The 21,967-nt window shown below is 67.9% G+C and carries 17 protein-coding genes; 8 read left to right on the forward strand and 9 right to left on the reverse strand.

Going from position 1 to position 21,967, the window contains the following annotated elements; genetic code table 11:
* Positions 1-18: 18 nt before the first annotated feature.
* From AC5P9I_RS16875 to AC5P9I_RS16885, 3 genes are read right to left on the reverse strand one after another with little or no spacing between them, the layout of a single operon-like run.
* Positions 19-1,074 carry an ABC transporter substrate-binding protein gene (locus AC5P9I_RS16875; RefSeq protein ID WP_130768670.1) on the reverse strand — a complete coding sequence of 352 codons (1,056 nt, stop codon included), beginning with the start codon at positions 1,072-1,074 and terminating at the stop codon, positions 19-21.
* Positions 1,071-2,480 (reverse strand): sensor histidine kinase, encoded by a 1,410-nt coding sequence (locus AC5P9I_RS16880; protein WP_074726608.1) that lies wholly within the window; start codon positions 2,478-2,480, stop codon positions 1,071-1,073. The genes AC5P9I_RS16875 and AC5P9I_RS16880 overlap by 4 nt, the downstream gene beginning before the upstream one ends.
* Complete coding sequence (locus AC5P9I_RS16885; protein WP_049469990.1) at positions 2,455-3,144, reverse strand: response regulator transcription factor; 690 nt, start codon at positions 3,142-3,144, stop codon at positions 2,455-2,457. Before AC5P9I_RS16885 ends, AC5P9I_RS16880 begins: the two co-directional genes overlap by 26 nt.
* Before the next feature lie 242 nt (positions 3,145-3,386).
* On the opposite strand from AC5P9I_RS16885, the gene AC5P9I_RS16890 reads away from it, so the two are divergent.
* The 4 genes from AC5P9I_RS16890 (at position 3,387) to AC5P9I_RS16905 (ending at position 9,221) form a co-directional block, all read left to right on the forward strand.
* Positions 3,387-4,526, forward strand: coding sequence for an OprO/OprP family phosphate-selective porin (locus AC5P9I_RS16890; protein WP_049469991.1), 1,140 nt, complete (start codon positions 3,387-3,389; stop codon positions 4,524-4,526).
* Between the two features lie 76 nt (positions 4,527-4,602).
* On the forward strand, positions 4,603-5,931 hold the full coding sequence (locus AC5P9I_RS16895; protein WP_005419191.1) for a CitMHS family transporter: 1,329 nt from the start codon (positions 4,603-4,605) through the stop codon (positions 5,929-5,931).
* 24 nt (positions 5,932-5,955) lie between these two features.
* Positions 5,956-6,696, forward strand: coding sequence for an acetoacetyl-CoA reductase (gene phbB / locus AC5P9I_RS16900; protein ID WP_049469993.1), 741 nt, complete (start codon positions 5,956-5,958; stop codon positions 6,694-6,696).
* 227 nt (positions 6,697-6,923) lie between these two features.
* Positions 6,924-9,221: a TonB-dependent receptor gene (locus AC5P9I_RS16905; RefSeq protein WP_049469996.1), complete on the forward strand. Its 2,298-nt coding sequence runs from the start codon at positions 6,924-6,926 to the stop codon at positions 9,219-9,221.
* 438 nt (positions 9,222-9,659) lie between these two features.
* Here AC5P9I_RS16905 and AC5P9I_RS16910 read toward each other — a convergent pair whose 3' ends face one another.
* Positions 9,660-10,913, reverse strand: coding sequence for a flavohemoglobin expression-modulating QEGLA motif protein (locus AC5P9I_RS16910; RefSeq protein WP_049469072.1), 1,254 nt, complete (start codon positions 10,911-10,913; stop codon positions 9,660-9,662).
* Positions 10,914-11,050: 137 nt separating this feature from the next.
* A complete protein-coding gene (gene rsgA / locus AC5P9I_RS16915; protein WP_049469074.1) occupies positions 11,051-12,160 on the reverse strand; it encodes a ribosome small subunit-dependent GTPase A in 1,110 nt (369 codons plus the stop codon).
* A 112-nt stretch (positions 12,161-12,272) separates the two neighbouring features.
* Between rsgA and AC5P9I_RS16920 the strand changes: the two genes are divergently transcribed.
* The 3 genes from AC5P9I_RS16920 to AC5P9I_RS16930 are packed head-to-tail and all read left to right on the forward strand — an operon-like array spanning position 12,273 to position 14,892.
* Positions 12,273-13,547 (forward strand): pyridoxal phosphate-dependent aminotransferase, encoded by a 1,275-nt coding sequence (locus tag AC5P9I_RS16920; RefSeq protein ID WP_049469076.1) that lies wholly within the window; start codon positions 12,273-12,275, stop codon positions 13,545-13,547.
* A gap of 3 nt (positions 13,548-13,550) precedes the next feature.
* A complete protein-coding gene (locus AC5P9I_RS16925; RefSeq protein WP_130768669.1) occupies positions 13,551-14,168 on the forward strand; it encodes an SGNH/GDSL hydrolase family protein in 618 nt (205 codons plus the stop codon).
* Between the two features lie 4 nt (positions 14,169-14,172).
* The gene (locus AC5P9I_RS16930) at positions 14,173-14,892 is read left to right on the forward strand and encodes a class I SAM-dependent methyltransferase (RefSeq protein WP_049469081.1); all 720 of its coding nucleotides are present in this window, start codon (positions 14,173-14,175) and stop codon (positions 14,890-14,892) included.
* A 106-nt stretch (positions 14,893-14,998) separates the two neighbouring features.
* Here AC5P9I_RS16930 and AC5P9I_RS16935 read toward each other — a convergent pair whose 3' ends face one another.
* Positions 14,999-15,778 carry a polysaccharide deacetylase family protein gene (locus AC5P9I_RS16935; RefSeq protein WP_049469082.1) on the reverse strand — a complete coding sequence of 260 codons (780 nt, stop codon included), beginning with the start codon at positions 15,776-15,778 and terminating at the stop codon, positions 14,999-15,001.
* Positions 15,779-15,837: 59 nt separating this feature from the next.
* Here AC5P9I_RS16935 and grxD point away from each other — a divergent pair, with 59 nt between their 5' ends.
* Positions 15,838-16,764 carry a Grx4 family monothiol glutaredoxin gene (gene grxD, locus AC5P9I_RS16940; RefSeq protein ID WP_049469085.1) on the forward strand — a complete coding sequence of 309 codons (927 nt, stop codon included), beginning with the start codon at positions 15,838-15,840 and terminating at the stop codon, positions 16,762-16,764.
* 118 nt (positions 16,765-16,882) lie between these two features.
* On the opposite strand, the gene AC5P9I_RS16945 is transcribed toward grxD, so the two are convergent.
* The 3 genes from AC5P9I_RS16945 to AC5P9I_RS16955 form a co-directional block, all read right to left on the reverse strand.
* On the reverse strand, positions 16,883-17,422 hold the full coding sequence (locus tag AC5P9I_RS16945; RefSeq protein WP_049469087.1) for a DUF924 family protein: 540 nt from the start codon (positions 17,420-17,422) through the stop codon (positions 16,883-16,885).
* A gap of 43 nt (positions 17,423-17,465) precedes the next feature.
* Positions 17,466-18,242 carry an AMP nucleosidase gene (locus AC5P9I_RS16950; RefSeq protein WP_005419211.1) on the reverse strand — a complete coding sequence of 259 codons (777 nt, stop codon included), beginning with the start codon at positions 18,240-18,242 and terminating at the stop codon, positions 17,466-17,468.
* A 117-nt stretch (positions 18,243-18,359) separates the two neighbouring features.
* Positions 18,360-21,746, reverse strand: coding sequence for an autotransporter domain-containing protein (locus AC5P9I_RS16955; RefSeq protein ID WP_088476227.1), 3,387 nt, complete (start codon positions 21,744-21,746; stop codon positions 18,360-18,362).
* Positions 21,747-21,967 lie beyond the last annotated feature (221 nt).

Genomic DNA, 21,967 nt, shown 5'->3' on the forward strand with positions numbered 1-21,967 from the left:
TACGGGCAGGTCGCCGCGTCAGCGCCCGGCCGGCTCGACGCTGCTGCGCCAGGCATCGAGGAACTGGCGGCGCTTGAGCGCATCCAGGTACACCAGCAGGCCTGGGCCCAGCTGGATCGGGCGGCGGCTGCGCCCAGGCGCATGGTCGCCACGCGCATTACCGGTCACGATCGGCATCAGGCGCGCTTCCCGCGACAGCACCTGCTGGCCACGCGGCGACAGCAGGTAGTCGAGGAAACGCCGCGCCTCCTCCGGATGCGGGCCGGTACGCGGAATCACCGCGGTGCGCAGCACCACCAGCGTGTAGTCCTCGGGTTCGATGATGCCCAGGGGCGCGCCTGCGTCGATGCGGGCCTGTGCGTAGGAGCCAAGCACGTTGTAGGCCAGCGACAGCTGGCCGCTGGCCACCCTGTCCAGCAGCACGCCGGTGCGCTCCTCGCGCACCACATCGTTGTCGCCGAGTGCGCCCAGCAGCGCACCGGCAATGCTGCCGCGCTGCGCATCCTGGGTCGCCAGCAGGTAGCCGACACTGCTGCGCTCGATGTCATAGGTGCCGACCTTGCCGCGCAGCGGTGCGCCCTCGGCGCGCAGCCGGTCGAGCAGCTGGCGGCGCGTGTGCGGTACCTGCGCCACCGGCAGCGCGCGGGTGTTGTACACCATCACCACCGGCTCATAGCTGATCCCGAACGCCTCGCTGCGCCACTGCGCCCAGGCCGGCAACGCGGCGGTCTGCGCCGAGCGGTGCGGCAGCGCGTGGCCATCGTTGACCAGCTTGGTCTGCAGGTCCATGCCGCTGGAGATCAGCAGGTCCGGCGAGGCCGGTCCCGTACGGTCGTGCAGGTACCGCGCGTACAGGTCCTGGGTGATGATGTCCTCGTACACCACCTCGGTACCCGGGTGCAGGCGCTGGTAGTCGGCGATGACCACTGCGAACACTTCGATATCGGTCGTACCGTGGATGCGCAGCTGCGCGGTGGTTCTTGCCTGTGCCGGGAAGCGGCGCACCTCACCCGGCGCGGCCAGCACCGGCAGGGCCAGCAGCAGGGCAACGGCGATGGCGAACAGGCGGATCATGCGCGGCTCCGGGGCAGGCGGATGGTGGCGATCAGTCCACCCTGCGGGCGGTTGCTGAGGTCGATGCGGCCGCCATGGCTGTCGACCACGCGCTTGACGATGGCCAGGCCAAGCCCGGCACCACCGGACGGCGCGCCCTCACCGCGCGCGAAGCGCTCGAACACGCGCTCGGCATCGGCCGCGGCGATGCCAGCGCCATGGTCGGCGATGGTCAGCACGGCCTGCCCGCCCTCCACGGTCAACGCGATCTGCAACGGGCCGTCGCCGCCATACTTCAGTGCGTTGTCCACCAGGTTCTTGATCGCCTCGCGCAGCAGCAGCGCATCACCGTGCACCTGCACCGGCTCGGCGGTCATCGCCAACTGCACGCGCGGTGCCGGGCCGGCCTGCGGCAGTGCTTCATGCAACGCCTGGTGCACTGTCTCGGCCAGGTCCACCGCCGCAAAGCGCTGCAGGTGCGAACGATGGATCACGCTGGCATCGCTGAGCAGCTGGTTGAGCAGCCGGCTCATGTGCGTGGCGTTGCGCTCGATCGCCTGCAGGCTGCGCCGCATGTCCTCTGGATCATCGTCATCCAGCGCCAGTTGCGCCTGCGCGCGCAGCGCGGCCAGCGGCGTGCGCATCTGGTGTGCGGCCTCGGCCATGAAGGCGCGCAGTGTCTCGTTGCTGCTGGACAGGCGTTCCATGAAGCGGTTCAACGCGGCCACCATCTGGTCCATCTCGCGCGGCACGCGGGCGTCCAGCGGCTTCAGGTCGGAGGGCTCGCGGCGCGACAGCTCGCGCTCCACCCGCACCAGCGGCCGGAATGCGCGATGCACGCCGAACGCCACCAGTGCCAGCAGCAGCCCGGACAGCACGCCGATCGCCAGCAGTGCGCGGTTGACCATGTCCTGCGCGACGGCTTCACGCGCGCGCCGGGTCTGGCCGACCTGCACCTGTACCTCGCCCTGCGCCGAGGCTGCGGCGAAGCTGCGGCCGACCACCACGAAGCGCACGGTTTCACCGCTGTAAGCTGCATCGAACAGCTGCGGCTGCGTACCGGGCCGGCGCGGCGGCGCCGGCAGGTCGCCGTAGCCGGTGATCAGCGTGCCGCGGCTGTCGGCGACCCGATAGAACACGCGGTCTTCCGGGGCCATTGCCAGCAGGTCCAACGCTGCGTACGGCAGGTCGACCTGCCAGTGGCCATCGACCAGGGCCACCGAATCGGCGATGGACAGTGCCGAGGACACCAGCAGGTGATCGTAGGATCGGTTGGCGGCACGCTGGCCATAATCGCGTGCGGCAAACAGCAGCGCCACCGCGAACACGGCCAGCAGCGCGCCGAGGTAGAGCAGCAGGGTACGCCGCAACGACCCCGGCGCCATGTTGGCGGCGCGCGTGTCAGCCGTCTGCATCGGCAACGCCATCACTGGCTTCCAGCAGATACCCCACGCCGCGCACGGTGGTAATGCGCAGCGGCGCGCCTGCCAGCTTCCTGCGCAGCCGCCCCACATACAGCTCGATCGCATTCGGTCCGGCCTCGTCGTCGAAGCCGAACAGGCCGTTGCCGATCTCGTCCTTGCCCACCACCTGGCCAAGGCGACCCACCAGGATCTCCAGCAGGCGGTACTCGCGGTTGGGCAGTTCGATCGGCTCACCGTCGAGGCTGACCCGGTGCGCCGCATTGTCGAACTGGAAGCCGCCGATCTGCACCACTTCGCTGGCCTGGCCACGCGCGCGCCGCAGCAGCACGCGGCAGCGCGCTTCGAACTCGCGGAAATCGAAGGGCTTGCCCAGGTAGTCGTCGGCGCCGACATCCAGCGCCTGCACGCGATCCTCGATGCCGTCACGCGCGGTCAGCATCAGCACCGGCGTGCTGTCGCCACGCTCGCGCATGCCGGCCAGCACGCGCAGGCCGTCGAGCTTGGGCAGGCCGATATCCAGCACCACCAGGTCGAAGTTCTGGTAGCGCAGCACGCTGGCCGCGGCCAGTCCGTCGGCCTGCCAGTCCACCGCGTGCCCGCTGCGGCGCATCCGGCGGATGATCGCATCGGCCAGGTCCGGATTGTCTTCGACCAGCAGCAGGCGCATGGGCACAGGTGTGGGAGGGGAAACGAATGCTACCGCATGCCGCCATCGCGCTTGCCGGGCGTGGCCCAGTGAGTACAGCGGCCGGTTTTACGCTGCACTGCACAAACCGTTGACAGGACGATGACAGCTTGCCCGACCCAGACTGCGGCCGCGCACCGTCCGGTGCCCACGATTGCCGCGCGCCTGGCGCGCACCTGGGAGGGTTTGTGGAATTCACGTTTGCCTGGCGGCGTCCTGTCGCCATGATGGCGCTGGCTGCCCTGTCGGCGCCGGCCTTCGCTGCCGAAGACGACCGTCCGGTCACCGCCACCCTCGGTGGCCGCCTGCACCTGGACTTTGCCAGCTTCGACAACGACAACCGCGGTACCCCGAACAAGGACGACACCGAGATCCGCCGTGCCTGGGTCGATGTGTCGGGCAAGTTCTTCGTGGTCGACTACAAGCTGGAAGCCGACTTCTCCGGCGACCGCGTCGAGGCCAAGGACGTGTACCTGGCCCGCAGCTTCGGCAAGGCCGGCAAGCTGACCGTGGGCCAGTTCAAGCAGTACTTCTCGCTGGATGACCGTACCAGTTCCAACTACGGCACCTTCCTGGAGCGCGGCAACGCCGGCACCACGCTGGCCCCGCTGTACCGCCTGGGTGCCTCGTGGCAGGCCAACCCCGGCGACTTCACCTGGGCAGCCAGCGTCTACAGCCTGGAGAGCATCGACGCCTGGCAGGTGAAGGGCCGTGCGGCCGGTGGCCGCGTCACCTGGTCGCCCTCGCCCAGCGACGGGGACGTACTGCACCTGGGCCTGTCGCTGGCCCGCGAGGCGTATGACAACCCCGGCGCCAACGGCGTGCCCGGCCTGCGCATCCGTCCGCGCCCGGCCGGGCACCTGTCCGACGAGAGCCGCCTGACCCTGGTCGACTTCTCCGCCGGCCGCGATACCGACGTCAACAAGTGGTCGCTGGAATACGCGCAGGTGCGCGGCCCGCTGTCGTGGCAGGGCGAGTTCAGCGGCGCCACCTTCGATGACGGCGCCCAGCGCGGCGACGTGATGGCTGCCTACGGCATGCTCAGCTGGTTCGTCACCGGCGAAAGCCGCGCCTACGACCGCAAGACCGGCCGCTTCGCGCGGGTGAAGGACATCCGCCACAAGGCCGGGGCCTTCGAAGTGGCGCTGCGCTACGACCAGATGTGGGGCGCACAGCACCTCGACGGCGCGCCGGACCTGCGCCGTGGCAGCACTGAGGCGTGGACGCTGGGTGGCAACTGGTACCTGCGCGACAACCTGCGCTTCATGCTCAACGTGATCGAAAGCCGCAACCGCGACCGCCTGGCCGGGGTCACGGTGGACCGCACGCGCGCGGTCACCGGCCGCCTGCAGTACGACTTCTAGGCCTGACATTCCGGGCGCGCGGCGCCCGGCCCCTTCCACTCCCCCACGTCCTGTTTTCGCAAGGAGTCCGCAGATGATGCTGAGCATCCTCGGCTTTGGCATGGTCATTACGTTCATGTACTTGATCATGAGCAAGCGCCTGTCGCCGCTCGTCGCCCTGATCACCATTCCCATCCTGTTCGCGCTGATCGGTGGCTTCGGTGCCGGCATCGACGAGATGATGCTGGAGGGCATCAAGAAGATCGCGCCGACCGGCGTGATGCTGATGTTCGCCATCCTCTACTTCGGGGTGATGATCGACGCTGGCCTGTTCGATCCCCTGGTGCGGGTGATCCTGCGCTTCGTCAAGGGCGACCCGATGAAGATCGTGCTTGGCACCGCGGTGCTGGCGATGCTGATCTCGCTCGATGGCGACGGTTCGACCACCTACATGATCACCGTCTCGGCGATGCTGCCGCTGTACCAGCGGTTGGGCATGAACGCACTGAACATGACCTGCGTGACCATCCTTGCCGGCGGCGTGATGAACCTGACCCCGTGGGGCGGCCCGACCGCACGCGCGGCCACCGCGCTGCACGTGGACCCGGCCGATGTGTTCGTGCCGCTGATCCCGTCGATGGTGATCGCCTGTGCCGGCGTACTGCTGCTGGCCTGGTACCTGGGCCTGAAGGAACGTCGTCGCCTCGGCGTGGTGACCCTGCCCAAGGGCGGCAGCTGGATGGACAACAGCGTGTCCGATGACAGCAATCCGCTGCCGACTGTGGAAGACGCCGAAGACATCAAGCGCCCGAAGCTGCTGTGGGTCAACCTGGCGCTGACCGTGGCGCTGATGACCGCGCTGATCATCGGCGTGCTGCCGATGCCGGTGCTGTTCATGGTCGGCTTTGCCATCGCCCTGGTGATCAACTACCCGAACCTGGCCGAGCAGCGTCGCCGCGTGGTCAACCATGCCGGCAACGTGCTGTCGGTGGTGTCGCTGATCTTCGCCGCAGGCATCTTCACCGGCATCCTCAACAACACCGGCATGGTCGAAGCGATGTCGCACAGCTTCCTGGCGGTGATTCCGGAATCGTGGGGCCCGTACCTGGCGGTGATCACCGCGGTGGCGTCGATGCCGTTCACCTTCTTCATGTCCAACGACGCGTTCTACTTCGGCGTGCTGCCGATCCTGTCCGAGGCCGCCGGCAACTACGGCATCACCCCGGTGGAAATGGCGCGCGCCTCGCTGGCCGGCCAGCCGGTGCACCTGCTCAGCCCGCTGGTGCCGTCCACCTACCTGCTGGTGGGCCTGGCCAAGGTCGAATTCGCCGACCACCAGAAGTTCACCCTGAAGTGGGCCATCGCCATCTCGATGCTGCTGATGATCGGCAGCCTGCTGTTCGGCCTGTATCCCCTCGCCGCCTGACCCTTTGCCAAGGAGCCTTCTGCAATGACGCTTCGAATCGCTTACGTCACCAGTGGAATGGGCAGTGTCGGCACTGCCATCTGCCAGAGCCTGGCCCGCAGCGGCCACACCGTGGTTGCCGGCTGCGCGCCGAACTCGCCGCGCAAGGCCAACTGGCTGCGCGAGCAGCGCGAACAGGGCTTCGACTTCATCGCCTCCGAAGGCAACGCGACCGACTGGGCCTCGACCAGCGCGGCGTTCGCCAAGGTCCGCGCCGAAGTCGGTGAGATCGATGTACTGGTCAACAACTCCGGCGGCAGCCGCGACCTGCTGTTCCGGCAGATGACGGTGGAGGACTGGAACGCGGTGATCGCCTCCAACCTCAACGCACTGTTCAACCTGACCAAGCAGGTAGTCGATGGCATGGCCACGCGCGGCTGGGGCCGCATCATCAACATCGGCTCGGTCAGCGCCCACAAGGGCCAGATCGGCCAGGTGAACTACGCCACCGCCAAGGCCGCGATGCATGGCTTCAGCCGTGCACTGGCCGCCGAAGTGGCTTCGCGCGGCGTCACCGTCAACACGCTGTCGCCGGGCTACATCGCCAGCCAGGCGATCAGCAGCTTCCCGCCGGATGTACTGGACCGGCTGGCAGCCTCGGTGCCGGTACGCCGCCTGGGTCGCCCCGAGGAAGTGGCCGGCCTGTGCGCGTGGCTGGCCTCGGATGAAGCCTCGTACGTGACCGGCGCCGACTATCCGGTCAACGGTGGCCTGTACATGGGGTGAGCCCTCCTCCACGCAGCGCGTCGACCGCCTCCCCCACGGAGTGCGCGGGGCCGGTGAACCTTCGCTTGCGAAGGGAATCCGGCCCCTTTTTCATCCGGCTGCCGGACCTGCGCGGGGGGCCTGCACCGTTCGTTGGTTTTCCGTAAAGAAGGTTTCATGTTCCGTTCGCATAGTGGCCCTGCACCGCGCACGCGTGCCGGTGATCACTCCCCTTGCAACGGACCACCATGCAGACCCGACACCTGACGATCGCCGTAGCGATCGCGCTCTCCGCCGCTGCCAGCGCCCATGCCGCCACCACCGCCGATACCGGCGCCAGCACCGATGCCGCGCTGAGCGCGCAGACGCTGGATACCGTCTCTGTGATCGGCCAGGGCGAGACCCGCCAGGTGCAGCGCATCACTGCCGTGGACAAGCAGGTGCTGCCGCCGGGCACCAGTGGCCAGAAGATCCTCGACCGCCTGCCGGGCGTGTCGGTGCAGTCCAACGATGCCTTCGGTGCCAACGAGGAATCGCAGACCATCAGCCTGCGCGGCTTCGACAAGAGCCGCCTGGGCTACACGCTGGACGGCATCCCGCTGGGCGACAACAGCTACGGCAACTACAACGGGCTGAGCATTGCCCGCGCGATCATCGCCGAGAACCTGGCCGGCGCCGAACTGTCGCAGGGCATCGGTTCGCTGGGCGTGGCCTCGACCAGCAACCTCGGCGGCACCATCCAGTATTTCTCGATGGACCCGTCCACCGAATTCGGTGGCCGCGCCAGCGTCACCGTCGGCGACAACAACCAGCGCCGTGGCTACCTGCGCGTGGACACCGGCGACCTCAACGGCTTCTCGGCCTACGTGTCCGGCGTGCACCAGGACCAGGACATGTGGGCCGCGCCGTACCAGAACCAGACCACCCGCCAGTTCAATGCCAAGGCAGTGTGGAATGTCGGCGACCACCGTTTCGGTGCATTCGTGGCGACCTCACGCGCCAGCCAGGCCAACTATGCCTACCTGTCCAAGGACATGCTGGCACGCGGACTGGGCTATGACTGGAACATCTACGCGCCGGACTGGGATCGCGCCGTCGCCGCCGCGTACTGCGCGCCGGGCACCTACAACAAGGCGCGCTGCAAGTTCAGCGGCGGCGTCAACAGCATCGACGATGCGTACTACCAGAGCCGTGCGCTGCGTGACGACAACCTGTACTCGGTCGATGCTGACCTGCGCCTGGGCGGGCAGGGTCGCCTGAAGCTGCTGGCCTACCACCATGACAACCGTGGCCAGGGCCACTGGTGGGCGCCGGGCCAGCCGTCCTACCCGGGTACCGACAGGATGCTGCCGATCTCGATCCGCAGCACCAACTACACGATCAACCGCGATGGCCTGACCGCCGCGCTGTCATGGACGGTGGGCATCCACGAGCTGGAAGCCGGCCTGTGGTACGAGCAGAACGACCATAACGTGTCGCGCAACTTCTACTACATCAGCGGCCCGTTCCTGGACGACCTGTACCTGAAGAACCCCGACCGCCTGCTGTTCAACCAGGACTTCGACATCCGCACGCGCCAGTTCTACGTGCAGGACCGCATGCGCTTCCTGGACCAGCGCCTGACCGTGGACGTGGGCATCAAGAGCCCCAACACTCGCATGCGCGCCACCGCGCAGCCCGGTGTCGAGACCCGCATCGCCTCGGGCACGCTGACCGCCAAGGAATCGGTGCTGCCGCAGGTGGGCGTGGGTTTCAAGCTCAACGCCAACAATGAGCTGTTCGCCTCCTACGCCGAGAACATCGCCGCCTTCGTTGGCGGTGGCAGCGGCGGTCCGCTGCAGGTGTCGCCCGAATCGTTCGCGGCCAGCGCCGGGCTGGAGCCGGAGAAGTCCAAGAGCCTGGAAGCCGGCTTCCGTACCTTCGGCGAGAAGTACCAGGCGTCGATCGCCGCATACAACGTCACGTTCGACAACCGCCTGCTGTCGCTGAACCCGTGCTCGAGCATCGAGGTCGGCACGCGTCCGGAGTGCGTGACGCGCTTCATCAACGTCGGTTCGGTGAAGAGCCATGGCGCGGAACTGACCTTCATCCTCAAGCCGATCGATGGCCTGCAGTGGTACAACGCGCTGTCCTGGAACAAGACCACCTACGAGGACGACTATCTGTCCGGCGGTGCGGTGGTGCCGGTGGCCGGCAAGATCACGGTGGACACGCCGCAGCGCATGGCCTCCAGCGAAATCAGCTGGAACCGCGATGGCTTCTTCGCCAGCCTGCGTGCCAAGTACACCGGCAAGCGCTACTACACCTACACCAACGACCAGTCGGTGCCGGGCGTGACCACCTTCGACGCCGGCGCGGGCTACGATTTCGGCCCGGGCCTGGGCCTGCGCAACGTGCGGGTGTCGTTGAACGCGACCAACCTGACCAACAAGCGCTACGCGGGCCAGCTGAGCTCGTTCGCACCGACCGACCCGAACGGCACGCGCTATGCGATCCACGCGAGCGCACCGCGGCAACTGTTCATGACGGTGGCGGCGGAGTTCTAAGTCGAAAGCGTTGCTCCGCGGCGTCTTGATTATCATCGCGGGGCAGAGCCGGATGGGCCGGCGCAGGACACGCCGTAAACCCATCCATGGGGGCTCGATGGCGCCATCCATGGCGCCAACGGTCCTGCGCCGGCCCATCCGACCCTGCTCGACGGCTTCCCGCGCCACGGTGCGGAAGGCAAAGAAGAGCAAAAGCAAAGAGCCGGGCATTGCCCGGCTCTTTGCTTTTCAAGCGCAATCCCTTCGGCGCGGTGATGTGCTGCCGCCCGCGCGGGAAACTGTCTGGCGGCGGTGGGGCACCCTGGCCAGGACCGTGAGGCGCATGGATGCGCCGATCGAGCCCCCATGGATGGGTTTACGGCGTGTCCTGGCCAGGGTGCCCCACCGCCGCCCAGCGATATCCATCGAGGCGCCAGCGCATCATCCCGCCAACGCATTTCATTCCGGCGCCAGCTGGTCCATCCGTATCCGGTTGGCAAACAGCGAGAACGCCAGCATTCCGGCCAGGCCGTTCGCCCGGCTCACCCAGTGCGGCAGCCAGCGCGGCGGCTTCAACACCCCCGCCTCGAACAACGGCGCGAACGCGATCGCATCGGCCAGGCTCATCTTGCCGGCGAACAACCAGCGGCAGACCTGCAGGCGATCCTCGGCCAGCATGTGGCGGAAGAAGGTATGCACCGACACCAGCCCGCGCAGGTACACCGTATCCTTGGTGAACGCCAGGCCGCCGCTGGGCGGCACCCCGCGGAACACGCGCTGTGCCGAGGCGAAACTCTCCTCCGGGTTCTGCCCGGCATCGCAGAAGTAGCGGAACACTTCGATGAAGTCGGCGCCTTCGCGTGCCATCGCGATCGCTTCGGTGCGCAGGCTGATCCGCTTCAGGCGCTCGATGTCGATGCTGCCGGTGATCTGCTCGGCGAACGTGGCCAGCCCTTCCTGGGTCGCCGTCACCCGTGGCGAGGACAACGCCAGGCTCGGCAGTACCGGCTGGCCGCGGCCATTCAATGCGGTCAGCGAGTGCACCAGCGCTTCATGGTGGAACAGCTGCGCGCGGTCGTAGGCGCTGAAGCGCGCACTGGTGCGCAGGCGGATGCGGGTCGGGCCGGCGGCGGCCTTGGAAACGAGTTCCGGATCCAGCTGCACCTGGATGATGCGCGATTCGAAGAACGCATCCAGATCGTTCTGCAGCTGCAGTTGCAGGGCAATGGCCGAGACCGGCACCTGCTCTTCGGGCGCCAGCAGCTCGTGGTCCAGTTCGGCGGCGATCTGGATGAAGTGGCGCGCCGCGTCGCGCGTACTCGGGCCATTGCCCGGCAGCGGCTGCTCGGGGGCACCGAACAGCTGCACCGAACAGGTATCGACGGCGGCAGTGCCCAGCCCTTCCAGCAGCTGCGCGGCCAGGTCCCAGCTCTGCGCCGACTGCTGCACATAGTGGCCCAGCGGGTGGCTGTCATCGCAGTCGGCAGCGATCGCGGCCAGCGCACGGCGCTCTTCGCTGAAGTCGAGCCGGGGGTAATCCACTTTCGGCAGCACCGGCTGGCCGCGCGCCACGCTGTCCAGGAACGGTGCCTGCACCGTGGCCGGCCAGCTGGTCAGCCCCAGCAGGCGGATGCCGCCCACGGCCTCGACCAGGCGCGCATCGAGCGCTGCATGGTGGGCCACCTCACGGTCCAGCGTCGCGGTCGGTTCCATGCGCGGACTATAACGCCCTGCCCGCGCGTTGGTAGGTGCCAACCGTGGTTGGCACCCACCCGAAGCAGGCAGACGCAGATTCATAGCAGGGGTCAGAACCCATTACGGTGCAATGGGATCCGACCCCGCGATACCGATCAACGCCGGCGCGGCTTGCCTGCCGGGCGGAACTGCTGGCCCTTGCCCTTCCTGCCGCCGCGCTCCTGCGCGGTTTCGGCCTGGCGTACCGCCAGCTTGGCGGCAGCGGCCGCCACTTCTTCCTTCAGCTTGAAGTAGTTCAGCAGCCGGCTCTCTTCGATCTCGCCGGCCTCGATCGCCGCCCGTACCGCACAGCCCGGTTCCTGGTGATGCGAGCAGTCGCGGAACCGGCACTGTTCGGCCAGCGCTTCAATATCGGCGAAGCCCCCTTCGGACAGCGTCTCTTCGCCGGTCGGCTTCAGCTCGCGCATGCCCGGCGTATCGATCAGGCACGCGCCGGTCGGCAGCGGCATCAGCGCACGGTGCGTGGTGGTGTGGCGACCGCGCGAATCATTGGCACGCACCGCATTGGTCTTCATGCGCTGCTCGCCGAGCAGGGTGTTGGTCAACGTGGATTTGCCAGCACCGGAGGAACCGACCAGCACCACGGTCCGGCCCGGGCCCAGCCATGGCTGCAGCACCGCCACGCTGTCGGCATCCAGCCCGTTGATCGCATGCAGCGCGATGCCCTGCATTTCCAGCTCTTCCAGCACCGCCAGCGCATCCTCGCTGTACTCGGTCTGGTCAGCCTTGGTCAGCACCACCACCGGTTCGGCACCGCCACCGCCGACCAGCAGCAGGTAGCGCTCGATGCGGCGCGGATTGAAGTCGGCATCCAGGCCGCAGACGATGAACACCGTATCGATGTTGGCCGCGATCACCTGCTGGTGGTAGTGCTCGCCGGCGGCGCCACGCTTGATCGCGGTGCGACGCGGCAGCAGCGCAACGATGCGGATGCCGTCGAGCAGCACCCAGTCGCCCACTGCAGGCCGCTCGTGGCTGGGGAAGCGCGGGCGCTGCCATTCCGGCAGCGATTCGGCCTTGATCGACGCATCCGGGCCATCGGCCACCACGTAGTGGGTGCGGTGTTGTTCGATCACCCGGGCCGGGCGGGCCTGCGGGTGCGTGGCCATCACGGCCTGCCAGTCGGCCTGCTGCGCCGGGCCCGGCCAGGGCCAACCGATGGTCTGCAGGGCGATGAAATCGGGGGTCTGGGTCATCGCCGCCATTCTACCTGTGCCAGCCCCCTGCCAGCCCAGCAATGACAAGCCCGGAGCCCTTGCCATGCGCTGCAGCAATTCCGGTAGGATGGAAACCCCACGCCACTGACGGCCCAGCCCCATGTCCACCCCCTCGCCCAAGCCCCTGGCCATCCGCGAGCGCCTTTCCGAAGTGCGCTACGAAATCCGCGGAGAACTGGCGCGGCGAGCCCGGGAGCTGGAAGCGCAGGGCCGCAAGCTGATCAAGCTCAACATCGGCAACCCGGGCAACTTCGGTTTCCGTGCACCCGAACACCTGCAGCGCGCGATCGCCGATGACATGGGCCGCACCGACCCGTACACCCACCAGCAGGGCCTGCCGGTGGCACGCGAAGCCATCGCCGCGTACTACGCCCGCCGTGGCGCGCCGGATGCGCATCCTGACCGTGTGTTCGTCGGCAACGGCGTCAGTGAACTGATCGACCTGTCGCTGCGCGCCCTGCTCAACCCGGGCGACGAAGTGCTGGTGCCCTCACCCGACTACCCGCTGTGGTCGGCCTCGACCATCCTCAACGATGGCCGCCCGGTGTACTACCGCTGCGCCGCCGAGAACGGCTTCCAGCCGGACCCGAGCGAGATCGAGACGCTGGTGTCCTCGCGCACCCGCGCCATCGTGCTGATCAACCCGAACAACCCCAGCGGCGCCAGCTACCCGCGCGAACTGCTGGAGCGCGTGGTCGAGATCGCGCGCCGCCACAACCTGCTGCTGCTGGTCGATGAGATCTACGACCAGATCCTGTACGACGATGCGGTGTTCCAGCCGGTCGCGCCGCTGGCCGGCGACCATCCGTGCCTGACCTTCAGTGGCCTGAGCAAGGTGCACCGCGCCTGTGGCTGGCGCGTGGGCTGGGCCCACCTCAGTGGCGATGATGCGCGCCTGGGCGATTTCCGCGCTGCACTGGACCTGCTGGGCGCACTGCGCCTGTGCGCCAACGTGCCGGGCCAGTACGCCATCGAGGCCGCAGTGAACGGCCCGGACACCATCTCCGAACTGTGCACCCCGGGCGGGCGGCTGTATGAAACGCGCCGCGCCGTGATCGAGGCCTGCGCAGCCAGCGAACACCTGTCGCTGGTCGCGCCGGCCGGTGCGCTGTACGCATTCCCGGCCGTGGTCGGTGCCGCCGCCAAGGGCTTCGACGACCACAATTTCGCACTGGACCTGATGAACAACGAAGGCGTGCTGGTGGTGCCGGGTTCCAGCTTCAATGTGCCGTACCGCCATCATTTCCGCGTGACCCTGCTGCCGGAAGCGTCGGTGATGCGCGATGTGTTTGCCCGCATCGACCGCGTGCTGGCCCGCCGTGCCGAGGACGCGACCAAGGTCGTGCCGCTGAAGCCGCGCCGCTCGGTGGCCTGAGCCGTGGCGCTGTCCTACCTGGCGCTGGGCGACTCGTACACCATCGGTGAAGCGGTTGCGGTCGAAGGCCGCTGGCCGCACCAGCTGGCCGCCGCACTGCGTGCGCAGGATGTGGCGCTGGCCGACCCGCAGACCATCGCCACCACCGGCTGGACCACCGACGAGCTGGACGCCGGCATCGATGCGGCCGCGCCGCAGGGCCCGTTCGATTTCGTCAGCCTGCTGATCGGCGTCAACAACCAGTACCGCGGCCGACCGCTGGACGAGTACCGTGTGCAGTTCCAGGCCCTGCTGCAGCGGGCGATCGGCTTGGCCGGTGGCCGTCCCGGGCGCGTGCTGGTGCTGTCCTTCCCCGATTGGGGCGCAACACCGTTCGGTATCGGCAGCGGCCGTGACCTGGCCGCGATCGAGATCGAGACCGACGAATTCAACGCGGCCGCCGAAGTGATCTGCACCCAGCAGGACGTGGCCTTCGTCGACATCACCGACATCAGCCGTGACCAGGGAGGCAATCCGGCGATGATCGTCGGCGATGGCCTGCACCCGTCGGCCCGGATGTACGCACTGTGGAGCGCTCGCGCACTGCCGGTCGCCGCGCACCTGCTTGGCGGAACGGACTGAGGCGATGGACGGCACGCCACGGAACGGCTCGCCCCTGCCCTGCACTCCCCTGGCCGCACCGCAGGCCCGTGCGATCGCCGAGGCATTCCGCCCCGCGCACGCCTGGGCCAGCCGCCGCGACTACTACTACATCCGCAGCAAGCTGGGCAGCGACCCGCTGTATGACGGCGTGCTGCAGCACCTGCCTGGCGACGGGCAACCGGTGCTGGACCTGGGCTGCGGGCTGGGCCTGTTCGCCCACGTGCTGCGCCAGCGCGGCGGCTCCCAGCCCTACCTGGGCGTGGACGTGGACGCCGGCAAGATTGCCCGTGCGCAGCGTGCCGCCGCCGGCCTGCCCGCTGTGCGTTTCGACTGCCTGGACGTGCAGGCACCGCTGCCTGCGCAGGCCGGGCACGTGCTGCTGCTGGATGTGCTGCAGTACCTGGATGCGGGCCCACAGCAGGCGCTGCTGCGCGCGGCCAGTGCCCGGGTCGCCCGCGGTGGTCGCCTGCTGCTGCGCACGCCGCTGGCCACCGGCGATGGCCGCGACCGCACCACGCGGGTGGCGGACCGGCTGGCCTGGCTGGTCGGCTGGATGGGCACGCGACCGCGCCATTACCCCGACCCGCAGATGCTGCAGGCGACACTGGCCGAGGCCGGATTGACGGTGACGGCACCGCGCGCCCTGCACGGGCGCACGCCGTTCAACAGCTGGTTGCTGGTGGCCGAACGCCCCGCGTCGTAGCGCCGAGCGCAGCATGTGGCCATGTGGCGGCGCTGCACTACAGGATGATCGCCAACCCTTGCAGCGCCGAGCCCATGCTCGGCTGCTCTATATCACCAGGCTGGCGTTACGGGATCGGCAGCCGCGCCTTCAGCCCACGCTCGTCCAGCACCTGCAGCACGCGCGCGATGATCGCCAGGTTGTGGCCGTGGGCGGCGCCCTCATGCAGCAGTACGATGGCGCCCGGGCGCAGGTCCGGCAACAGCCGTGACAGCACGCCCTCCGGCGTACAGCCGACACCGTCGTAGCCACGGGCGCTCCAGCCCACGCGCACCAGTCCCAGCGTCTTCAGCACCGGCGCCACGAATGGATTGGTCATGCCGACCACCGAGCGGTACCAGCGCACCGGACGACCGCCCACCGCCTGCAGCGCATGCTGGCAGCCCTCGATCTCGGCACGCATCGCTGCCGGGCCCAGCCGCCAGAAGCGCGCCTGTGGATGACTGTGGCTGTGGTTGCCCAGGTCGTGGCCGCGGCGCAGGATCTCCTGCACCAGTTCCGGCTGCGCCAGCGCGCGCTCGCCCACCAGGAAGAAGGTGGCGCGGGCCTGGTGCTGGTCCAGCAGGTCGAGCACGGCGCGGGTTTCCGGGCCGGGACCGTCATCGATGGTCAACCAGACGCTGTTGCCGGCCTCCGGCAACCGGCTCAGCACCGGCGCGTAGAAGCGGCTGTTGGGCAGGAACACCGGCACCAGGAACAGTGCGTGGCTGGCCACCATCACGGACAGCCCCCAGCGCCAGCCGGCCAGGGCCCAGACCAGGATCACCGCCAGCTGCGACGCCACCAGCCAGGGCAGCCAGCGCCAGGGCCGGGTCGGGATGCGATGCAATGTTCCTGCGTTGCTCATCCCCCATGATGCCATGAGGGGTAGAATTGATGATTCGAATTCCCGGAACCCCGACGTCCATGTCCCTCGATCCCGCCCTGCGTTCGCGCATCGAATCCATCCTCAACGCCAACCGCGTCGTGCTGTTCATGAAGGGCCAGCCGTCGATGCCGCAGTGTGGTTTCTCGGCCAAGGCCGTGGGCGCCCTGCAGGACCTCGGCGTCGAGTTCGCCCACGTCAACGTGCTGGCCGACCAGGAAATCCGTGAAGGCATCAAGGCCTATGGCGACTGGCCGACCATCCCGCAGCTGTACATCGACGGCGAACTGGTCGGTGGCAGCGACATCGTGCTGCAGATGGCCGCCAGCGGCGAGCTGAGCAGCGTGCTCGGCCTGGCCGCGCCGGATCGCACCCCGCCGAGCATCACCGTCACCCCGGCCGCCGTGGAAATGCTCAAGGGCGCGCTCGCCGATGCCCCGGGCGCTGCGCTGCAGCTGACCATCGACGCGCGCTTCCAGCCGAACTTCCAGCTGGCCCCGCACGACGAAGGCGCCATTGCCGCCGAGTCCAACGGCCTGCGCGTGCAGTTCGACCTGGCCAGCGCCCGTCGCGCCAACGGCATCACCATCGACTGGGTGGACGACATCCGCGGCAAGGGTCTGGCCATCGACAACCCGAATGCGCCCAAGCCGGTGCAGGAAATCAGCGTGCGCGATGCCGACGACCTGGTGCGCGCCGGCACCATCACCCTGGTGGACGTGCGCCCGGCCGATGAGCGCGAGATCGCTGCCGTGGGCGTGCCGTTCAAGACCTTCGACGGCAACGGCCGCGCCGCGCTGGAGGCCCTGCCCAAGGACACCGCGCTGGCCTTCCTGTGCCACCACGGTGGCCGTAGCGCGCAGGCCGCCGAGCAGTTCCGCGCCCTGGGCTTCACCAAGGTGTTCAACGTCACCGGCGGCATCGACGCCTGGTCGGAAGACGTCGACAACGGCGTGCCGAAGTACTGATTGAAGGCCCGGGGTCAGAGCCCTTTCCTGCGGAAAGGCGATCTGACCCCTAAAAAGGGGACGGAGGGGATTAAGTCGTTTGTGGCATAAACGACTTAATCCCCTCCGTCCCCTTTTTTCAGCCGGCGAATCCGCCCTCGGCCAGGTAGTCCAGTTCCTCCGGCGAGGGGATACGCCCCAGCACGGCGTTGCGGTGCGGGAAGCGACCGAAGCGGCGGATGATGTCGCGGTGCAGTTCGGCGTACTGCAGGTATTCCTTGTCGCCCAGCACGTCGAACATCGCCACCGAGCGGTCCTGGTCCAGCGGGTCCTCGGAATGCTCGAACGGCAGGTAGATGAAGGCGCGCAGCTTCGGCACCAGCTGCAGGTCCAGGCCTTCCTCGATGGCGCGCATGGCGTAGTGCCGGGCCAGGCCATCGGTGGCGTAGGAGTGGGCGGTACCGCGGAAGCAGTTGCGCGGGAACTGGTCCAGCAGCAGCATCAGCGCCAGCGCGCCCTCGGCACTGCCCAGCCAATGCTCGCGTGCGCGCGATGCCGCAGCGTAATGCTCATCCAGGAACAACTGGCGGAACTGCGCGTCGAACGCGTCGTCGCGGGCGAACCACTTCGCAGGGCCCGCCTCTTTCCAGAATTCCACCACGTGCGCGGCAACGTCCATTACCTACTCCCCAGGGCCGGCGCGCCGCGCCAGGCCATCATCATCATTCGTCGAAGCGCAGGTGGCGGACCGACTTGCCGTTGCGCCGGATAAGCTTAAGCGCCTCGATACCGATCTGGATATGGTTTTCCACGAACTGGGAGCTGACCTTGGCGTCGGAGGCCTCGGTCTTGACCCCGTCGGGGATCATCGGCTGGTCCGACACCAGCAGCAGTGCGCCGCTGGGAATGTGGTTGGCGAAGCCAGCGGCGAACACGGTGGCGGTTTCCATGTCGATGGCCATGCAGCGCATCGCCCGCAGCCGCTCCTTGAAGGCCTCGTCGTGCTCCCAGACCCGGCGGTTGGTGGTGTAGACGGTACCGGTCCAGTAGTCGTGGCCGAGGTCGCGGATCATGGTCGAGACCGCACGCTGCAGCGCGAAGGCCGGCAGCGCCGGCACTTCCGGCGGCAGGTAGTCACCTGAAGTACCCTCGCCGCGGATCGCCGCGATCGGCAGCACCAGGTCACCCAGCTGGTTCTTGCGCTTCAGGCCACCGCACTTGCCCAGGAACAGCACCGCCTTGGGCATCACCGCCGACAGCAGGTCCATGATGATCGCGGCATTGGGGCTGCCCATGCCGAAGTTGATCATGGTGATGCCATCGATGGTGGCGCTGGCCATCGGCCGGTCCAGCCCGATGACCGGGGCCCCGGTCAGCGCGGAGAAGGTGTGCAGGTAGCCGCCGAAATTGGTCAGCAGGATGTGCTGGCCGAACTGGTCCAGCGGCACGCCGGTGTAACGCGGCAGCCAGTTGTCGACGATTTCCTGTTTGCTCTTCATGCCCGGTCCGGTTCTGCAGGGGCGCCATTGTAGGCAACGCTGCGCCTGCCCTGCCACACAAAGAGAAGGGGCGGCCCAACGGCCGCCCCTCCTGGTTTCCCTGCGGGAGCCGGTGGCTTAGAAGCGCACCGACCAGCGCAGATTGGCACCGTGGTCGCGGCTTTCGTCGCCGAACTGGCCGCTGTAGCCCAGTTCCAGCTGCTGCTTGGCGGTCAGCCAGGCCGAGAGGCCCAGTTCGGCCACCACCGCGCTGTCGGCGATGGGTGCACCGTTGACCACGAAGCTGTCGCCGCCGGTGGCAAAGCCCAGGCGGGCCGACGGGTTGCGGTCGCCGCTGGCGTGGCGGTAAGCCACCGCGCCGCGCACGTGCAACCAGCTGTCCTGCTGGAACGAGGCCTTCAGACCCTTGTCGAAGCGCACGCCGGCCGTGGCCAGGGTGGTGCGCACATCGTCCACCGAACCCTGCAGGGCCGCAGCACCGCCACGCTCGTTCACGTGCTTGGTGTCCACGTCCACGCGGGCCACCTGCACGTACGGCTCCAGGCCGGCCTCGCGGCCACCGAAGCGGTAGGCCGCTTCGATGAAGGCCTGGCGGGTACGCGCGTCGTAGCGGGCGCGCAGGGTGTCGCTGTAACCGGCGAACGCCAGCTCACGGGTGCTGTCCACGTCGTGTTCGCTCCATGCCAAGCCGCCACGCAGGCCGAAACCGCCCCAGTTGTGGCTGGCGTAGGCGCCGAAATGGGTGTTGTCCACCTTCGACCTCGCACGGCGGCCTTCGCCCTGCTTCACGTCGGTGCGGCCGGTACCGGCCAGCACGCCCACCTGCCAGCCGCCGAACTCGCGGTCGGCACCGACCAGCAGGCCGTTGCTGTTGGCTTCGGTGCGGGCGGTGTTGGTGTTGCCGTCCAGAGTGGTGCTGCCGGCCAGGGCCTGCACCCACACACCGGTGGCGTCGCCGCCTTCGGCACCCGGTGCAGCGGCACCGGCACGGCGGGCCAGCGCGGCGTCACGCACGTAGCGGCTGCCTTCCAGCAGGGCCGCGCTGGTGGCGGCATGCAGTTCGCCGCTGAGGCTGTCCAGTGCGCTGCCCACCTGTTCCGGGAACAGCATGGTCAGCGGACGCGGCAGGCCCTGGTTGACCGCCAGACCGTCGACGATGGTGGCCACGGCCAACTGGTTGGCGGTGGTGGCCGCGGTAGCCAGCGCGTTGCCGCGGGCCACTTCAATGCGCGCGCCGGCGGCCGAGTAGGCCAGGCTGAACTGCAGGAAGGGCGAGAAGGCGCTGAAATCGGTGCTGGCGAACTGACCGTTCACGCCGCCGTCGGCCTGGATGAAGTTGAACTGCTCGCCCAGGTAGTAGGTGCCCGGTTCCGGCAGCGCCACCAGGGTGCCGCCCAGGGTGGCGGTGCCGGTCACGTGCAGCTGGTCGCTGCGGCTGCCCGGGGCCACCTCGGCCTGGTACACGCCAGTGGCGGTCTGCACATAGTCACCGTTGATGGTGAGCGTGCCGATGGAGTTGCCCGGAGCGATGATGCCGGCCACGGTGGTGTTTCCCAGCTGGCCCACGCCCTTCAGCGTGCCCTTTTCACCCACGAAGGTGCTGCCGCCGGTCTGCACGCCGTTGAAGGACACCACGCCGCCGGTGACGGTCAGGTCCGAGCCGTCCAGCACACCGGTGGCGGTGATGCGGCTGCTGCCGCCCAGGCTGTTCAGCGCTGTGTTCTGCAGGGTGCCGTTTAGCAGGAAGGTTCCGCCGGTCACGTCCACGGCGCTGGTCAGCGTGTTCACGCCGTCCAGTTCCAGCACGCCTTCGCGCACCACCGCGCCGTTGAAGCTGTTGTCGCCGCTCAGGCGCAGCCAGCCGATGCCGCTCTTGGTCAGTTTGCCCGGGCCGCCGATGTCATTGGTCCAGTCGTCCCATGCATCACCTTCCCACATCTTCAGGCCGCCGGCCTTCTGGTTCATCACCACATCGGTGTCCACGCGCAGCGAACCGTAGCCTTCGACGGCCGCAGCCAGGTTCATCAGGCCCCAGCCGTAGACATCGTCCACGCCTGCAGCGCCCAGGTCGGTGGCGGTGGTCAGCAGCACGTCGCGCACCTGCGCGCTGTCCAGGTACGGGAAGCGCTCGAACAGCAGGCCCAGCGCGCCGGTGACGTGCGGGGCGGCCATGGACGTGCCGCTCAGTTCCTCGTAATCGGACGACGGGGTCTGGCTGATGATGTCCACCACCAGGTTGCCGTTGTCATCGTAGAAATCACCTTCGATCACCGAATCGGGACCGTACACGGTCGAGTTGATGTTCGAGCCGGGCGCAGCGAGGCACCAGTTCGCCGCCAGGCCACAGCGCATCGAGCGGTTGCTCAGCTCCAGGTCCTGATTGACGTTGACCACGGCCAGCCAGTACGGCTCGACGTCGGCGACGGCGCGCGGCAGCGAGGCATACATGCCGGCAATCGGCGCTTCTTCCGGCGAAGTGTTGGGCGAATCGGTGTTGCCAGCGGCCCATACCTGGATCAGGCCGCTGCTGCGCGAACCTTCGGCCATCGCAGCCAGACTGGCGGCGAACACCGGGTGCGACTGGTACATGTCCAGGTCTTCCGCTGTGGCCGGCTCGTTGGCCAGGCCCCAGCTGTGATTGATGGCGCGCACACCCTGCTCGTTCATCTGCGTATACAGCTGCGGGTAGATCGAATCGTCGGCCTGGATGGCGGCGATGGTCTGTTCGTCCAGATACAGGGAACCGCCGATATTCACCACCGACAGGTAGGTGGCGCTGTTGGAGAACAGGCGGGCCACGCTCAGGTCGGCGCCGAAGGCAACACCGTGGGTGCCGTGGCCATCACGGTTGGCGGCGATGGTGCCTGACACGTGGGTACCGTGCACGTTGTAGCTCAGGCCTTCGTAGAAGCCATTGCGCTCCAGCAGATCGGCATAGTCCGGGTCGAGCACCTGATAGGACACGGCCACCTGGTCACCGTCGCTGGCAAAGCAGGCGTCCGGGCCACTCAGCACTTCGCGCGCACACAGGCTGCCATCGCCCAGCACGTCGGCCAGATGGATGCTGCGGTGGTCCTTGCTGGCGAACTCGTCGTGGTCCAGGCCGGTGCCGCTGTCGAACACGCCCAGGCGGATGCCGGTGCCGGTCAGTCCGCGTGCGTAGGCCACATCGGCGTTGATCGCCTGCAGGCCCCAGTCGCTGTTGAATTCGGTGGTGCGCCAGCTGGCGGCATCACCCGGCTTGCCCATGATGGGTTCCGGATCGACTTCCACATCGGCGGCGGCGACGGCCAGCGACGGCGAAGCGGTGAGGACCGGTGCGGCAAACGCGGCCTGCAGGCTGCGCTGGAACTGGTAACGCGACAAGGCGTCTGCATTGCTGTCCTGGGCCAGGGCCGGCAGAACGGCGGCCATCAGCAGCGAGCCAACAATGGCCGAGGCCAGGGGTGAGGGGAGGATCGAGCGGCGGGAAGCGGTGGAGCGATACGACGGGAAGACATTCATCTGCAGTTACGTCCTTGATTCCTTGAAATATTTCAGGTGCAGCTCCGTCATGGAGCAATGGAAAGCACACCTCACGGCGGGTCAGCGCTCGCTGTCCCACCCGTTGGTAGCGGCAGGTGTCACAAAAAATTAATGCTTCGTTCAGAATTTTTGTATAGGGAAATCCCCACCCCTGCCCCTGCCCAAGGTCACTTGGCAAGTGGTATCGACGACGGATAGCG

It is taken from the genome of Stenotrophomonas sp. YJH_SMC_29 (genome assembly GCF_059371235.1).

Excerpts from the sequence above, each read along its gene's own strand:
- grxD (WP_049469085.1), top strand. The coding sequence starts at position 15,838 with ATGTCCCTCGATCCCGCCCTGCGTTCGCGCATCGAATCCATCCTCAAC.
- rsgA (WP_049469074.1), bottom strand. The coding sequence starts at position 12,160 with ATGGCGGCGATGACCCAGACCCCCGATTTCATCGCCCTGCAGACCATC.
- AC5P9I_RS16955 (WP_088476227.1), bottom strand. The coding sequence starts at position 21,746 with ATGAATGTCTTCCCGTCGTATCGCTCCACCGCTTCCCGCCGCTCGATC.
- AC5P9I_RS16905 (WP_049469996.1), top strand. The coding sequence starts at position 6,924 with ATGCAGACCCGACACCTGACGATCGCCGTAGCGATCGCGCTCTCCGCC.
- AC5P9I_RS16875 (WP_130768670.1), bottom strand. The coding sequence starts at position 1,074 with ATGATCCGCCTGTTCGCCATCGCCGTTGCCCTGCTGCTGGCCCTGCCG.
- AC5P9I_RS16910 (WP_049469072.1), bottom strand. The coding sequence starts at position 10,913 with ATGGAACCGACCGCGACGCTGGACCGTGAGGTGGCCCACCATGCAGCG.
- AC5P9I_RS16920 (WP_049469076.1), top strand. The coding sequence starts at position 12,273 with ATGTCCACCCCCTCGCCCAAGCCCCTGGCCATCCGCGAGCGCCTTTCC.
- AC5P9I_RS16930 (WP_049469081.1), top strand. The coding sequence starts at position 14,173 with ATGGACGGCACGCCACGGAACGGCTCGCCCCTGCCCTGCACTCCCCTG.
- AC5P9I_RS16950 (WP_005419211.1), bottom strand. The coding sequence starts at position 18,242 with ATGAAGAGCAAACAGGAAATCGTCGACAACTGGCTGCCGCGTTACACC.
- AC5P9I_RS16885 (WP_049469990.1), bottom strand. The coding sequence starts at position 3,144 with ATGCGCCTGCTGCTGGTCGAAGACAATCCGGACCTGGCCGATGCGATC.
- AC5P9I_RS16880 (WP_074726608.1), bottom strand. The coding sequence starts at position 2,480 with ATGGCGTTGCCGATGCAGACGGCTGACACGCGCGCCGCCAACATGGCG.
- AC5P9I_RS16935 (WP_049469082.1), bottom strand. The coding sequence starts at position 15,778 with ATGAGCAACGCAGGAACATTGCATCGCATCCCGACCCGGCCCTGGCGC.
- AC5P9I_RS16895 (WP_005419191.1), top strand. The coding sequence starts at position 4,603 with ATGCTGAGCATCCTCGGCTTTGGCATGGTCATTACGTTCATGTACTTG.
- phbB (WP_049469993.1), top strand. The coding sequence starts at position 5,956 with ATGACGCTTCGAATCGCTTACGTCACCAGTGGAATGGGCAGTGTCGGC.
- AC5P9I_RS16890 (WP_049469991.1), top strand. The coding sequence starts at position 3,387 with ATGATGGCGCTGGCTGCCCTGTCGGCGCCGGCCTTCGCTGCCGAAGAC.
- AC5P9I_RS16945 (WP_049469087.1), bottom strand. The coding sequence starts at position 17,422 with ATGGACGTTGCCGCGCACGTGGTGGAATTCTGGAAAGAGGCGGGCCCT.